A 15205-nucleotide genomic window follows, 5' to 3' on the forward strand; every position below is an offset into this window, starting at 1 on the left:
CGGCGCTCTCAGCCGGTTCGGCCCTCTCGGCCGTCCCGCGCCGGCTCGACCGCCCGGACCAGCGGCTCGGCCGGTCCCGTCCCCACGGGCCAGGCCGGTCCGCCGGTTGCGCCGGGCCGGTCAGAGGCTCACCGGCTAGGCCGAACCATCCGGGCCGGCTCCACGGTCCCGGCCCACCGCGCCCACCGAGCCCTCCGTGCTCGCCGTGACGTCCAGACCCACCGCGCCCTCCGCGTCCTGCTCGGCGGTGGTCACCGGGTGCTGCCCGGCCGGTGCCGTGGTGATCAGGTCCGTTCGGCGGGTCAGGCGGCGTACGTCCGGTACGCACAGCACCGCCAGGGTCAGTACCAGCACCAGCGCCGAACACCCCCACAGCGCGGCCGGACGGCCCACCGCGTCCTGCACCGGGCCGGCCACCGCCGTCGCCACCGGCACCAGCGCCAGGGACCCGAGCCAGTCGTAGGACGACACCCGCGAGAACTTCTCCTCCGGTATCTCCTGGTGCAGCGCGGACATCCACGCCACCGCGAACACCTCGACGCTCACGCCGGTCACGAACATCACCGCGACCAGCGCGGGCGTCGGCACCGGCACGGCCAGCGCCGCGGACGGCAGCGCGAGCGGCAGTACGCCGAGTGCGCCAACGAGCAGCAGCCGCCGCGGCGCCCACCGCGTCATCACCAGCCCGCCGAGGACCGTGCCCGCGCCGAAGGCGGCCAGCGCCAGCCCCCAGGGCTGCGGTCCGCCGAGCCGTTCGCGCGCGACCAGCGGCCCGTACACCGTCTCGGCCGCCGCGACCACCGCGTTCACGACGGCGAACTGCACCACGATCGACCACAGCCAGGGCCGGCCGGCGACCTCGCGCCACCCCTCCCGCAGGTCCGCCAGCAGGTTCGTACCGCCCCGCCGCGCGGGGACGCCGCGCACGTCGAGGAAGGCGCGCAGCGACCCCGCGACGGCGAACGCCACCGCGTCGACGGCCAGCACCCACCCCGGCCCGGCCGCCGCCACCAGCGCACCGCCGAGCCCGGTGCCGAGGATGTTCGCGCCGTTCACCCCGGTGCGGAAGGCGGCGAAGGCGCGCCCGGACTCGCTGCCCGAGACGCTGGCCATCACCATGCCCTCGGCGGCGGGGGAGAAGAACGCCTGCCCGGTACCACCGAGCGCGGCCAGCAGCGCCATCTGCCACACCTGTGCGGTGCCGGTGAGGACGAGGACGGCGAACAGGCCCTGCGAGACGCAGTTGAGCGCGTTCGCCGCGACCATCACGCGGTGGCGGGGCAGCCGGTCCGCAAGGGCCCCGCCGATCAGCACGAACAGCACCAGCGGTACGGTCCGCGCCGCCGCGACCAGCCCCACGTCGGTGGCCGAACCCCCGGCCGCCAGCACCGCGAACGCCCCGGCGACCAGCGCCCCGGAACTGCCGAGCCCCGACACGACGGCGGCAGCGGTCAGCAGCGTGTAGTCGCGCCCGGCCCAGGACGGGCGGCGGAGGCGGTTTCGCGGGGGAGTCACCCACGGATTATCCACGTGGCCCCCCGCCTTCCCCTGGGCGGCCCCGCGTCCCCCCGGCGGCCTGTCCGCCCCCGGAGACCCGCACACCCGTCCCGCAGGCCGGGGCACCCGCCTCCCCCCGGCCCGGGCCTCCCGCTACTTCGTCGCCCCCTGGCTGAACCCGTTGTAGATGTAGCGCTGGAGGAACAGGAAGACGATCAGCGTCGGCAGGATGACCAGGACGGCGCCGGCCGAGATGTCCTCCCAGTGCGCTCCGAAGGGGCCCTTGAAGCGGAACAGGGCCGTGGAGATCGTGCCCTTGTCCTCCGAGGGCATGTAGAGGAAGGGGATGTAGAAGTCGTTGTACGTGGTGATCCCCTTGATGATCACCACCGTGGCGATCGCCGGCTTCAGCATCGGGAAGATGATCTTGCGGTAGATGGTGAACGCGTTCGCCCCGTCCAGCCGCGCCGCCTCGTCCAGGGAGGTCGGGATCCCCCGGATGAACTGCAGGAAGATGTAGATGGAGACGATGTCGGTGCCCATGTACAGCAGGACCGGCGCCCACCGGCTGTCGAAGAGGCCGAAGCTGTTCACGACCTGGAAGGTCGCCACCTGCGTCGTCACGCCCGGCACCAGCGTGGCGACCAGGAACAGCGCCATCACCAGTTTCTTGAAGCGGAACTCGAAGCGGTCGATGGCGTACGCCGTCATGGAACCGATCAGCACCGTGCCGGTGACGGAGAACAGCAGGATGAACGCCGTGTTCCCGAACGCCTGGAGCATGTGCCCGTCGGTGAACGCGGTCGCGTAGTTCGAGAAGTTGAGCCAGTCGTGCGGCAGACTCAGCGCACCGCCGTCGGAGACCTCCTGGGACGTCTTCAGCGACGTCAGGAAGAGGGCGGCGAGCGGGGCGAGCACCACCAGCGAGGCGACGGCCAGTGACAGGTACGTCAGCGTCGTCGCGACGCCGGAGCGCCTGCGCCGGGGGGCGGACTCAAGTGCGGGAGCGGGGGCGGTCATGCGAGGTCCACCTTCTCGTCGGGCACCAGGCGCCGCTGGATCCACGTGATCAGCAGGACCACCAGAAGCAGCACCACGGCGCAGGCCGAGGCCAGGCCGGTCTTGTTGAACTGGAAGGCGAGCTTGACCGTCTGGATGACGAAGGTCGACGTGCCGGTCGCGCCGCCGGTCATGATCCACGGGATCTCGAAGACGGACAGCGAGCCGGAGACCGCCAGGATGACGCTGAGGCTGAGCACCGGGCGGATGCTCGGCACGATCAGGTGCCGGAACTGCTGCCAGCGGTTCGCGCCGTCGAGCTGGGCGGCCTCGTACAGCTCGCCGGGTACGGACTGGATCGCGCCGAGGAACAGCACGAAGTTCAGGCCGGTGAAGCGCCACACCGAGACCCCGGCCAGCGAGGTGTTGGCCGACTGCGGGTCACCGAGCCAGGCGTGGTCGCCGCCGGCACCGAAGAGGGACAGGACCGAGTCGAGGGTGCCGCCGTCCTGGAAGAAGTACAGGAAGACGAAGCCGATCGCGACGCCGTTGATGAGGTAGGGGAAGAACAGGATCCCCTTGAACAGGTTGCGCAGCCGCAGGTCGAAGCTGAGGATCGTCGCGAAGTACAGCGCGGCGGCGATCTGCACGACGGAAGCGGCCAGGTAGTACAGGCTCACCGCGAACACCCGGAAGAACTCCGGCCGGGTGAACAGCTCCTTGTAGTTGTCCGCGCCGACGAAGTTCCGGTCGGGGCTGACGCCGTCCCAGTCGGTGAAGCTGTAGTAGATCATGTTGCCCACCGGCACGTACGTGAACGTGATCAGCAGGGCCAGCGGGACCAGCAGGAACAGCCACGGCGTGGCGCGGCGCAGCGGGTGGTCGCGCCAGGTCCGCACGGAGCCGGCGCCCCGGGCGGCGCCCGCCGGGGAGCGGCGTCCGCGCCGGCGGGGGAACGGGCCCGGGCCGGCGAGCGGGCCGGGCGGGTCGGGCGGCGGTGGTGCGGTGCGGGTGAGGTCGGTCATGTCGGCGGGGCCTTTCGTCGTCCGCGGTGAGTGCGGTCGGCACACCGGGCGCCGGCCCGTGGGCGGCGGAGCCGGGCCGGGGCGGGGCCCGGTGTGCCGACCGGTTCAGGAGCCGGCGCTCTGCCTGGCCTCGGCCCAGCGCTTGTCCAGGTCGGAGAAGTAGTCCTCCAGCGAGCCCTTCTGCGCGCCGCGCGCCAGGTCGACGAGCTTTTGCCGGTAGTCCGGCTTGCTCAGCCCGATCTCCGAGGCGTTGTCGATCGCGTTGACGTCGGCGGTCTTCGCCTCGGAGCGCTCGATCATCGTGACATCGTTGTCAACATAGCCTTGCAGCGTGCTCGGCAGCTTGACGGCCTTCAGGGGTGAGACGGCGCCCTCGGAGGCGGAGTAGCCGGACTTCTCGGTGAACCAGTCGATCCAGGCGCGCGCGGCGGCCTTGTGGGACGAGTGGACGTTGACGGCCTGCTGGTAGTCGGAGAGCAGGGTGGCGCAGAAGTGGCCGGCCTTCTGGACCGGGAACGGCATGAAGCCGATGTCGTCGGGATCGGTGCCGGCCTTCTTCGCGGCGTCCCGCATCTGCGTGATCGCCCACGAACCGAGCAGCATGCTGCCGGTCTTCCCCTTGGCCAGCAGCGTCTTGGAGTTCTCCCAGTTGGTGGTGGTCGGGTCCTTCTCGGCGAGCCCGCCGTGGACGATGCCGTAGAGGAGCGTGTCGATCACGTTCAGGTCGCCGCCGGCGGCCCACGGCTCGTCCGTCGCGGCCAGGGCGTCGAAGGCCTTGGCGTCGCAGCTGACCGAGCCGACGCTGTTGGTCCAGGGGCTGCTGAGCGGCCAGCCGTCCTTGAAGTTGGTGTAGTAGGGGGTCGCGCCGGTCTTCGACCCGACGGCCCGCAGGTCGGTGAGGAACTGCTGCGGGGTGGTGGGCCAGGCCGTGACGCCGGCCTTCTTCCACAGGGTCTTGTTGTAGACGAAGCCGTTGGCGGTGCCGAAGGTGGCGATGCCGTAGGTCTTGCCGTTCACGTCCGTCTTGTCGGTGAAGCGGTACTTGTTCCGCAGCGACGCCGTCGACCCCAGCGGCGCGAAGAACTTCGGGTAGTCGCCCTTGGAGATCGCCGCGGGGATCATCAGGACGTCACCGTAGTTCTCGGTGTTCATGCGGATCTTGACCTCACCCTCGTAGTCGGTGATGCCCTCGAACTTCACCTTGACCTTCGGGTAGGTCCTGTTGAACTCGGCCGCGTACTTCTTCATCGTGCCGTTCTGCACGAGGTCGGTGCGGTGGGTCAGGACCGTGATGGTGCCCGAGACGGCCCCCGGGTCCGACGGCGCGGTGGCGGTCTCGTTCGACGGCGCGCCCGCTCCGCTGCACCCCGCGACGGTCAGCATCGCGGTGGTGAGCAGAGCGGTGCTCAGTGTCGTCTTCCTCCCCATGTGCCCAACTCCTTCCAAGGGTTACGGCTCGGGCTGCGGTGGTTGACGGAACTATGGCAGTCGATGGTGAACCGGTAAAGCTCGCGAGTTCACCGCGATATTCAATCGTTACCTCGCGTCGGTCGGCTGCTTCACAACCTGCCTGTTCACCAGGCTCGTCAGCGTTGAGGGGAGCGATGGAAAGGGACTAGACCGGTTCATGAACGGGGGTTAGGTTGGTCGCGTCGTGCCGCCGTGCGCCGACCGGAACCGGCCGCTGCCCGGACTCCGTCCGCACCGTCCCGCGCCTGCCCGCACCTCCCGATAGGAGCCGCACATGAAGGACGTCGTCCAGCTCGCCGAGGGCTGGAGCCTCCACCACGACGGGACCCCGCTGCCCGCCCGGGTCCCCGGCTGCGTGCACACCGACCTGCTGGCCGCCGGGGTGATCCCCGACCCGTACCTCGGCCTGAACGAGCGGGAGGTCGCCTGGGTCGGGCGCCGGGCGTGGACGTACACCCGCACCCTCGGCCCGGAGGACACCGGCACCGGCGCCCACGAGCGCACCGACCTCGTCTTCGACGGCCTGGACACCGCCGCCGTGATCACCGTGGACGGGAGGGAACTGGGCCGCACGCGCAACATGCACCGCCGCCACCGCTTCGACGTCACCGGCGTGAGCGGCCGGCTGGCCGTGGAGTTCGCCTCCGCCTACGACGAGGCCGAGGCCGTACGGGCCGTGACCGGTGAGCGGCCCAACGTCTATCCGGAACCGTTCCAGTACATCCGCAAGATGGCCTGCGCCTTCGGCTGGGACTGGGGCCCGACGCTGGTCACCGCCGGGATGTGGCGGCCGGTCCGGCTGGAGCGCTGGTCGACGGCCCGGCTGGCCGGGGTGCGCCCGCTGGTGACGGTCGCCGACGGCAGGGGCCGGGTGGAGATCCACGTCGACCTCGAACGCACGGCGCGCGGCGCGGACCGGAGGCTGGTCCTGCGGGCCGAGGTGGCGGGCGTGCGGGCCCGCACGGACGTCGACGGCGACCGGGCGGTGCTGACCCTCGACGTGCCGGACCCGGCTTTGTGGTGGCCGCGCGGGTACGGCGAACAGCCCCTGTACGAACTCGAGTTGACCCTCGCCGACGAGGAGGCGGCACAGGGCGGCCGGACCCTGGACTCCTGGAGCCGGCGGATCGGCTTCCGCACCGTCACGCTCGACCGCTCCCGCGACGAGCACGGCACCGGCTTCACCTTCGTGGTCAACGGCGTACGGATCTTCGCGCGCGGCGTGAACTGGATACCCGACGACGTCTTCCCCTCCCGCATCACTCCCGAGCGCTACCGGACCCGGCTGCGGCAGGCCGCCGCGGCGGGCGTCGACCTCGTGCGGATCTGGGGCGGCGGCATCTACGAGGACCACGCCTTCTACGACGCCTGCGACGAGATGGGCCTCATGGTCTGGCAGGACTTCCTCTTCGCCTGCGCCGCCTATCCGGAGGAGCAGCCGCTGCGCGGTGAGGTCGAGGCGGAGGCCCGCGACAACGTTGTCCGGCTGATGCCGCACCCCAGCCTGGTGCTCTGGAACGGCAACAACGAGAACCTGTGGGGCTTCAGGGACTGGGACTGGGAGCCGGAACTGGCGGGCGACTCCTGGGGCGGCGGCTACTACCTCGACCTGCTGCCCCGCCTCGTCGCCGAACTCGACCCCACCCGCCCCTACACCGCCGGCAGCCCCTGGTCCGGCTCCTGGGACCACCACCCCAACGACCCCGACCACGGCACCCACCACTCCTGGGAGGTGTGGAACCGCCGGGACTACGCCGACTACCGCGCGTCGGTGCCCCGTTTCGTCGCCGAGTTCGGCTGGCAGGCGCCGCCCGCCCTGGCCACCCTGCGCCGCGCCCTGCCCGGCGAACAGCTCGCCCCCGACTCCCCGGGCATGCTGCACCACCAGAAGGCCGAGGACGGGAACGGCAAACTGGACCGCGGCATCGCCCGCCACTTCCCGCTGCCCCAGGGCGACTTCGACCGCTGGCACTACCTCGCCCAGGTCGTGCAGGCCCGCGCCGTGGCCGCCGGCATCGAGCACTGGCGCGCCCACTGGCCCCGGTGTGCCGGAACCGTCGTCTGGCAGCTCAACGACTGCTGGCCGGTCAGCTCCTGGTCCGCGATCGACGGCGACGGCCGCCCCAAGCCGCTCTACCACGAACTGCGCCGCGTCTACGCCGACCGGCTGCTGACCCTGCTGCCCCCGGCCGGGGAAAGCGGGACCCGGGCCGGGGAAGCCGGGTCCGAGGCCGGGGGAGGCGGGGCACCGGCCCTCGCGCTGGTCAACCAGTCCGCCGAGCCCTGGCACACCACGGTCACGCTGCGGCGGCTGCGGGCAGACGGCAGCACCGTGGCACAGGCCGTGCTCGACGTCACGGTCCCCGCGCGCTCCGTGGCCCGGCCCGCCCTGCCCGCGGACCTGGCGCCCGACGCGGCGTCGGCCGAGGAGTTCCTGGTGGCCGACGCCGACGGGCTGCGCGCCCTGCACTTCCCCGTCCCGGACAAGGACTTCTCCTGCCCGGCGCCCCGCTACGACGTCACGGTCCACGACCTGGGCGACAGCGGTAGTGTCGACGTCGTGGTGACAGCACACACCCTGGTACGAGACCTCCTGCTGCAGGCCGACCGGTTGGGTCCCGAGGCCGCCTGCGACACCGGACTCCGGACGCTGCTGCCCGGTGAGCGCGTCCGGCTGCGCCTGCGCGGCGCGAGCGAGACCGGCGCCAACGCGGTCCGGGCGGCGCTCTTCAGCGGGGAACCGGCGTGAGCGCACCCACGGAACGGGTGACCATCAAGGACGTGGCGGCGGCGGCCGGCGTCTCCAAGGGCGCGGTGTCCCTGGCGTTCAACCACAAGCCGGGCGTCTCGGAGGCCACCCGGGAGCGCATCTTCGCCGCGGCCCGGCAACTGGGCTGGGCGCCGAACTCCTCGGCGCGCAGCCTGTCGCGGCAGTCGGTGGACACCATCGGACTGGCCATCTGCCGGCCGGCCCGGCTGCTGGGCCTCGAACCCTTCTACATGGAGTTCATCTCCGGCATCGAGAGCGTCCTCGCCGAACGCCACTGCTCCCTGCTGCTGCGCCTGGTCAGCAGCCTGGAGGAGGAGATCGCCCTCCAGGAGACCTGGTGGCGCGAGCGCCAGGTCGGCGGGTCCGTCCTGGTCGACTTCCACCGCGACGACCCCCGCCTGGGTCCGCTCAAGGCGCTCGGGCTGCCGGCGGTGGCCGTCGGGCACCCCACGCTCACCGGCGGGCTGCCCTCCCTGTGGACCGACGACGCGACCGCCACCGCCGAGGCGGTCCGCTACCTGGCGGCCCTCGGCCACCGGCGGATCGCCCGGGTGGGCGGGCCGGCCGGCCTCGGCCACAGCGCCATCCGCTGGGCCGCCTTCCGGGAGACGATGGAAGGCCTCGGCCTGGACGGCTCCCTGCACGCGGAGACCGGCTTCTCCGGCGAGGAGGGCGCCCGCGCGACGCGCTCGCTGCTGCTGTCCGCGCGGCGGCCCACCGCGATCGTCTACGACAACGACCTGATGGCGGTCGCGGGGCTGGGCGTGGCCGCCGAGATGGGCATCTCGGTGCCGGACGAACTCTCCCTGCTGGCCTGGGACGACTCCCAGTTGTGCCGGCTGACCCATCCGACGCTGTCCGCGATGAGCCATGACGTGCACGGCTTCGGTGCGCAGGTGGCGCGCGTGCTGTTCGACGTGATCGCCGGCCAGGACGTCCCGTCCCGGCCGGTGGCGACGCCGTCGCTGGTGCCGCGGGCGTCGACGGCCCCACCGCGCTGACACCCGTCTGCCCGGCCTCGTCGGCCCGTGCGGCGCCGCAGAAGAAGGCGGGGAACGCGCGGAGAACGCTGAGAACGCGGGGACGGCAGGCGGAAAAGAAGAAGGAAAGGAGGCGACCCGCTCCTTTCCACTCTCAACGTATAGCGCACCGGGGGGCTTGCGGCAAGGCCCCCGTCGTACCGCAGAATGGCCGGCCTATGGCCAGGACCTGCGGAAACGGGAGTCGCGAAGTGCGTGTGACGGTGTCGGCCCACGGGCCGCGCGGTGCCGTGGAACCGCCGGCCGGGCTCGCGGCGCGGCCGGCGGTACGGGCCCGTACCCGTACCCGCTGTACGTTCGTGGCGCGCGGCCGGGCCGTCTGGGACCTGACCGGCGACCGGGACGACCGCTGCGCCGCCGGTGAAGTGGACCGGCAGGTGCCGCTGCGCCACGTGGCCGCCGTCGTGCGGCACGGCGTCGCGGACCCCGCGACGACGGCCGCCCGCGCCGGGGCGCTCCCGGGGGCCGTACCGCAGGCGGCGGACCGTCCGTACCGGGCCGGCCGGGCGGCGGGCCCGCGACCGCGGCGCCGCCCACGACGGCACCGCCCCGAGCCCCGCGTCCTCGTCCGCCGCGCCCGGGACGGCCCTGGCTCCCGCGACCCGTGCCCGGGCGCCGGCCGTGGCCGGCCGGATCCGCGCCGACGGCCCCACCGTGGCCGCCCGGCCGCGGCCCGGCTGAGCACGGCAGGGCGCGCCGGGACCTGGCGGCATCCCGCCGACTGAGCCGCCCGCACCGCTCCCGACCGAGCGGGTCTCCGGCGGAACGGTGCCTGACCGAGCGGCCTCCGACCAGGCGGCCTCCGACCGAGCGGCGCCCGACCGGACGGCCCCTGGCCCAACGGCGCCCCGACCGAGCGGCCCACGCCCGAGTGGTGCCCGATCGAGCGGCCTCCGACCAGGCGGCCTCCGACCGAGTGGCGCCCGCCCGGATGGTGCCCGACCGAGCGGCGCCCGACCGGACGGTGCCCGACCGAGCGGGTCTCCGACGGGACGGTGCCTGACCGAACGGCTTCCGCCCCGACAGCGCCCGCTCGGACAGCGCCCGCTCGGACGGCGCCCGCCCGGATGGTCCCCCACCGAGCGGCCTCCGCCCCGACAGCCCCCACCGAACGCCGCCCGACCGGACGGCCCTGCCCGGTGCGCCGGAACAAGGCCCCGCCCCGGTGTGCCGGAACAGTGCACCGTACCGGCACAGACCACAGACACAGATGCGGAGCATCACGGACGTGACCCCCCTGACCACCAGCGTCTTCGACCTTCCCGAGCGCCTGTCCGCCAAGGCCGACCCGGCGCTGACCGTCGCCGACGAGCGGCACTTCGCGGCCGTCGCGCAGTGTCTGGAGCAGTCGATCGCCGACCTGACCGAACACCTCGACGCCGCCCGCAGGGCGCCCGGCGGCCTCGGCCGGCAGGCCATGGACCGCGACGCGGAGGTCCACCGCCTGACCGCCCGGCTGCGCACCCTGCGCCGCTTCGGCCTGGACCTGTGCCTGGGGCGCATGGTCGGCGCGGACGGCACCGAACCCGTCTACGTCGGCCGGCTCGGCCTCACCGACAGCGCGGGGCACCGGCTGCTGCTCGACTGGCGCTCACCCGCGGCCGAACCGTTCTTCGGCGCCACCCACGCCGACCCCATGGGGCTGGCGAGCCGCCGCAGGTACCGCTGGACCGGCGGCCGGATCAGCGACTACTGGGACGAGGTGTTCACCGCGGACGCCTTCGCCGGGCACGCCGCGCTCGACGACCAGTCCGCCTTCATCGCCTCGCTCGGCGACAGCCGGTCCCCGCGGATGAGGGACGTGCTCGGCACGATCCAGGCCGACCAGGACGCCGTCATCCGCGCGGGCTCGCGCGGCGCCCTCGTCGTCGACGGCGGCCCGGGCACCGGCAAGACCGTCGTCGCCCTGCACCGCTCCGCCTACCTCCTCTACGCCGACCCCCGCCTCGGGCACCGCCGCGGCGGTGTGCTGTTCGTCGGCCCGCACGAGCCCTACCTGGGCTACGTCGCCGACGTGCTGCCCAGCCTCGGCGAGGAGGGCGTCCAGACCTGCACGCTGCGGGACCTCGTCGCCGAGGGAGCCGCGGCCGGGACCGAGAGCGACCCGGAGGCGGCCCGCCTGAAGGCGTCCGCGGACCTGGTGAAGGCGATCGAGAAGGCCGTCAGGTTCTACGAGGAGCCGCCCACGGAGGGCATGACGGTCACCACCCCCTGGTCCGGCATCCGGCTGGACGCCGAGGACTGGGCCACGGCGTTCGAGGCGGCGGAGCCCGGCACCCCGCACAACGAGGCCCGCGAGCAGGTCTGGGAGGAGCTGCTCACCCTCCTGGCGGACAAGCACGACGGCGACGCCCCGCCCGAACTGCTGCGCAGGTCGCTGACGCGGAACCGGGAACTGGTCACCGCCTTCCACCGCGCCTGGCCGCTGCTCGAAGCGGCCGACCTCGTCTCGGACCTCTGGTCGGTCCCCGCCTACCTGCGGATGTGCGCGCCGTGGCTCGGCCCGCAGGACGTACGCCGGCTGCAACGCGCGGACCCGCAGGCCTGGACGGTGTCCGACCTGCCGTTCCTCGACGCGGCACGGCAACGCCTGGGCGACCCGGAGACCGCCCGCCGCAAGCGCCGCCAGAAGGCCACCCTCGCCGCCGAGCGCGAACGCATGGCCCGTGTCATCGACACCGTGCTCGCGGCCGACGACGACGGCGAGGGCGCGGTGACGATGCTGCACGGACAGGACCTGCGGGACGCCCTCGTCGACGAGGACGCCCTGCCCCGCGCCGAACCGGACCGGCTCGCCGGACCGTTCGCGCACGTCGTCGTGGACGAGGCGCAGGAACTGACCGACGCGGAGTGGCAGATGCTGCTGCTGCGCTGCCCCTCCCGGAGCTTCACCATCGTCGGCGACCGCGCCCAGGCCAGGCACGGTTTCACGCAGACGTGGCGGGAGCGGCTGGAGCGGGTCGGCTTCGACCGGATCACCCTGGCCTCCCTGAGCATCAACTACCGCACGCCGCAGGAGATCATGACGGAGGCCGAACCGGTCATCCGGGCCGCGCTGCCGGACGCCAACGTGCCCGCCTCCATCCGCAGCAACGGCGTCCCCGTCGTCCACGGCTCCGTCGCGGACCTGGACGCGGTCCTCGACGCCTGGGCGGCCGAGCACGCCGAGGGGACCGCCTGTGTCATCGGCGCTCCCGCCTTCCCCGGGACGGCCCGCGTCCGGTCGCTGACCCCTGAGCTGTCCAAGGGACTGGAGTTCGACCTGGTCGTCCTCGTCGATCCGCAGGACTTCGGCACGGGCGTCGAGGGGGCGGTCGACCGCTACGTCGCGATGACCCGGGCGACCCGGCAGCTCGTCGTCCTCACCAGTCCCTGACGGGGCGGGCGAACCGGCGCCCGGCCGGGCCGGCCCGGGCCCCGGACCGGCCCGTCTCCGTCGCCGACCGTGTCGCAGTTGGGCCGAACAGGTGACATGGCGTAAGAATTGGCTGGTGCAGGCGATAAGTGCGAGTCAGGTCGGGGGGAGCCGGTGAACAGCCACGACGTCACCGATGAACAGTGGGAGGGGCTCGCCCAGGTCGTTCCGTTGCGCGGACGGGACTCCTGGCCGTCCGCGGTGAACCACCGCGCCCTTCCGGAGGCGGACACGGAGCTGCGCCGCCGCTTCGTCGTCCTGCGGGTCAACGTGTTCGCGGACGCCCGCGACGTGGCCGAGACGCTGATGGCGGGCGTGCCGGTCCTGCTCGACCTCACGGGGGCCGAGACCGAGGTGGCCAAGCGGGTCCTGGACTTCAGCACCGGCGTCGTCTTCGGCCTCGCCAGCGGGATGCACCGCGTCGACCGCAACGTGTTCCTCCTCACGCCACCCGGCACCGAGGTGAGCGGTCTGATGGAAGGAGCCGCGGTTCCCGGCGCGTGAGCCCCCCGGCCGCGGGAAGGCCGCCAGGGCGGAACGGTTCGTGCGGACCAGCGGCTTCCGCGGTCGGGGCACGACCCCGCCCCGGCGGAGCCGGGCGGAGCCGCGGCGGGCGGGCCGGCGGGGGACCGGTGACGGACCGGCCCGAGCCGTGTCCGGGCCGCGGGGTGATAGATCTGGTGACGTGAGCGAGCACCCCGATCCCGCCGGACCCCGTGTCCCGCTGTCCGAACCGCCCCGCGACCTGGCCGGGTTGCAGCGCCGCCTCGCCGAGTTCGCCGCGGCGCGCGACTGGCAGCCGTACCACACCCCGAAGAACCTGGTCGCCGCCCTCAGCGTCGAGGCCTCCGAGCTGGTCGAGATCTTCCAGTGGCTGACCCCGGAGGAGTCGGCGCGCGTCATGTCCGACCCCCGGTCCGCGTACCGCGTCCGGGACGAGATCGCCGACGTCCTCGCGTACCTGCTGCAACTGTGCGAGGTGCTCGGTGTCGATCCGCTGGCGGCACTGGCCGCGAAGATCGACCGGAACGAACAGCGGTTCCCGGCGCGGGGAGCGGGCCCGGACGTCCCGGCGGGCCCGGACGTCCCCGACCCGGGGACGCCGACCGAGGGGAGCTGACGACTCCACTATCACTCTCCGCAGTCATTCACCCGGGCGAAATCGATTTGTTGTCCAGAGATTTCCGTCTTCCTCTGGCTTTTTGCCTCGGGCGCCTTCACTCTGGGTAGTGAACAAGGGAGTTCGGGCAGACGTGCGACGAGCACGTCGGGAGATGACGGGGGCAGCGCATGGACGCGGTGCGGCTCATCCTGGCGAGCAGGCGTGCACTGGCGGGCAGCGGCGAGGCCCCCGCCATCCTGGCGGAGGTGTGGCAGGCGCAGGCCCTGGCGCAGGCGGTCGGCAGCCGCCTCGCCGTCTCCGGCCCGCCCGAACTGCGCGGCGAGGCCCTGGGGCTGACCGAACTGGCGGGCCGCGGCTGCGGAGTCCTGGACGCCCCGGACCTCGACCCGGGATCCTTACGCGCCGCCCAGCTCACCGAACTGGCCGACGCGCACCGGGCGTTGCTGTGCCTGGGCGGGCTGCTGGGCGAGGCCGGCATCGCCTTGGTCGGCATCGCCAGCTCGGCCGCCGACGAGCGCACGTACTGGCAGTGCATGGAGGCCATCGACGCGGCCGACGAGTCCAGGGACCGCATCCGCGAGATGCTGCGCAAGCTGGCGGTCCGCGAGGAGACGGTACTGCCGGAACGCGAAGCGGGCTGACCCTCCGGACCCGCGACCCCGCCCCTGCTCACCCGCGCGCTGCCGCGGACGGCAGCGGCCCCCACCACCCGGCGGCAGCGCACGGCCCGCCCTGCTCACCCGCCCCGGCCCGGCGGCAGCCCACGGCCCGCCCCTCCGTGTTCACTCGCCCGGCCCGGCGGCAGCCCCCATGCGTGCCCTCCGTGTTCACCCGTCCGGCGACCGGCGGGGCCGGGGCCGGTGGGGTCGGCGGGGCGGGCGGTGGGGAGGCGTGCAGGATGGGGGTATGGATCTGCGCATCTTCACCGAGCCCCAGCAGGGGGCCTCCTACGACACCCTGCTCACCGTCGCCAAGGCCACCGAGGACCTCGGCTTCGACGCCTTCTTCCGTTCCGACCACTACCTCCGCATGGGAGACGGGGACGGCCTGCCCGGCCCCACCGACGCCTGGATCACCCTCGCCGGCCTCGCCCGCGAGACCGAGCGGATCCGTCTAGGCACCCTGATGACCGCCGGCACCTTCCGGCTTCCCGGCGTCCTCGCCATCCAGGTCGCGCAGGTCGACCAGATGTCCGGCGGCCGGGTCGAGCTGGGCCTGGGCGCGGGCTGGTTCGAGGAGGAGCACAAGGCGTACGGCATCCCGTTCCCCAAGGAGAAGTTCGCGCGCCTGGAGGAGCAACTGGCGATCGTCACCGGCCTGTGGGCGACCGAGACCGGCAAGACCTTCGACTTCCAGGGCGAGTACTACCGGTTGAGCGAGTCGCCCGCGCTGCCCAAGCCCGCGCAGGCGAAGATCCCGGTGCTCATCGGCGGCCTCGGCGCGACCCGCACCCCGCGGCTGGCCGCGCGGTACGCCGACGAGTTCAACGTCCCCTTCGCCTCCCTGGAGGACAGCGAGCGGCAGTTCGGCCGGGTCCGCGCCGCCGCGCAGGAGGCCGGCCGGGACGCCGGGGACATCACGTACTCCAACGCCCTGGTCGTCTGCGTCGGCCGGGACGACCAGGAGGTCGCCCGCCGCGCCGCCGCGATCGGCCGTGAGGTCGACGAGCTGAAGGCCAACGGCCTGGCGGGCTCACCGGCCGAGGTGGTCGACAAGCTCGGCCGCTACGCCGGCATCGGCTCCAGCCGCGTCTACCTCCAGATCCTCGACCTGTCCGATCTGGACCACCTGGAGCTGATCTCCTCCCAGGTGCAGTCGCAGCTGTCGTAGCGCGCCGGACGCACGGCGCAGACGGCGGAAGATAAA

The 15205-nt window shown here is 73.1% G+C and carries 11 protein-coding genes; 7 read left to right on the top strand and 4 right to left on the bottom strand.

Features of this window, described 5'->3' with window-relative positions; translation table 11 throughout:
• Positions 1-135 precede the first annotated feature (135 nt).
• The 4 genes from IG64_RS15050 to IG64_RS15065 form a co-directional block, all read right to left on the bottom strand.
• A complete protein-coding gene (locus IG64_RS15050) occupies positions 136-1515 on the bottom strand; it encodes an MFS transporter (RefSeq protein WP_078884013.1) in 1380 nt (459 codons plus the stop codon).
• Between the two features lie 135 nt (positions 1516-1650).
• Positions 1651-2517, bottom strand: a complete 867-nt coding sequence (locus IG64_RS15055) for a carbohydrate ABC transporter permease (protein ID WP_051812938.1) — start codon at positions 2515-2517, stop codon at positions 1651-1653.
• Complete coding sequence (locus IG64_RS15060; protein WP_037856027.1) at positions 2514-3521, bottom strand: carbohydrate ABC transporter permease; 1008 nt, start codon at positions 3519-3521, stop codon at positions 2514-2516. Before IG64_RS15060 ends, IG64_RS15055 begins: the two co-directional genes overlap by 4 nt.
• Positions 3522-3626: 105 nt before the next feature.
• Positions 3627-4949, bottom strand: coding sequence for an ABC transporter substrate-binding protein (locus IG64_RS15065; protein ID WP_037856030.1), 1323 nt, complete (start codon positions 4947-4949; stop codon positions 3627-3629).
• Between the two features lie 316 nt (positions 4950-5265).
• Between IG64_RS15065 and IG64_RS15070 the strand changes: the two genes are divergently transcribed.
• From IG64_RS15070 to IG64_RS15105, 7 genes are all read left to right on the top strand, one after another.
• Positions 5266-7740 carry a glycoside hydrolase family 2 protein gene (locus tag IG64_RS15070; protein WP_037856034.1) on the top strand — a complete coding sequence of 825 codons (2475 nt, stop codon included), beginning with the start codon at positions 5266-5268 and terminating at the stop codon, positions 7738-7740.
• Entirely contained in the window at positions 7737-8762 is a 1026-nt protein-coding gene (locus IG64_RS15075; protein WP_037856036.1) for a LacI family DNA-binding transcriptional regulator, read from the top strand. The genes IG64_RS15070 and IG64_RS15075 overlap by 4 nt, the downstream gene beginning before the upstream one ends.
• Positions 8763-10029: 1267 nt before the next feature.
• The gene (gene helR, locus IG64_RS15085; protein ID WP_037856162.1) at positions 10030-12177 is read left to right on the top strand and encodes an RNA polymerase recycling motor ATPase HelR; all 2148 of its coding nucleotides are present in this window, start codon (positions 10030-10032) and stop codon (positions 12175-12177) included.
• A gap of 153 nt (positions 12178-12330) precedes the next feature.
• On the top strand, positions 12331-12720 hold the full coding sequence (locus tag IG64_RS15090; RefSeq protein ID WP_037856037.1) for a cell division protein SepF: 390 nt from the start codon (positions 12331-12333) through the stop codon (positions 12718-12720).
• Between the two features lie 181 nt (positions 12721-12901).
• Complete coding sequence (locus IG64_RS15095) at positions 12902-13336, top strand: nucleotide pyrophosphohydrolase (protein ID WP_051812943.1); 435 nt, start codon at positions 12902-12904, stop codon at positions 13334-13336.
• 170 nt (positions 13337-13506) lie between these two features.
• A complete protein-coding gene (locus IG64_RS15100; protein WP_037856038.1) occupies positions 13507-13980 on the top strand; it encodes a DUF6099 family protein in 474 nt (157 codons plus the stop codon).
• 265 nt (positions 13981-14245) lie between these two features.
• Complete coding sequence (locus tag IG64_RS15105; RefSeq protein WP_037856040.1) at positions 14246-15169, top strand: LLM class F420-dependent oxidoreductase; 924 nt, start codon at positions 14246-14248, stop codon at positions 15167-15169.
• Positions 15170-15205 lie beyond the last annotated feature (36 nt).

It is taken from the genome of Streptomyces sp. NRRL S-340 (assembly GCF_000720185.1).
In the GTDB taxonomy this organism is placed as follows: Bacteria; Actinomycetota; Actinomycetes; order Streptomycetales; family Streptomycetaceae; genus Streptomyces.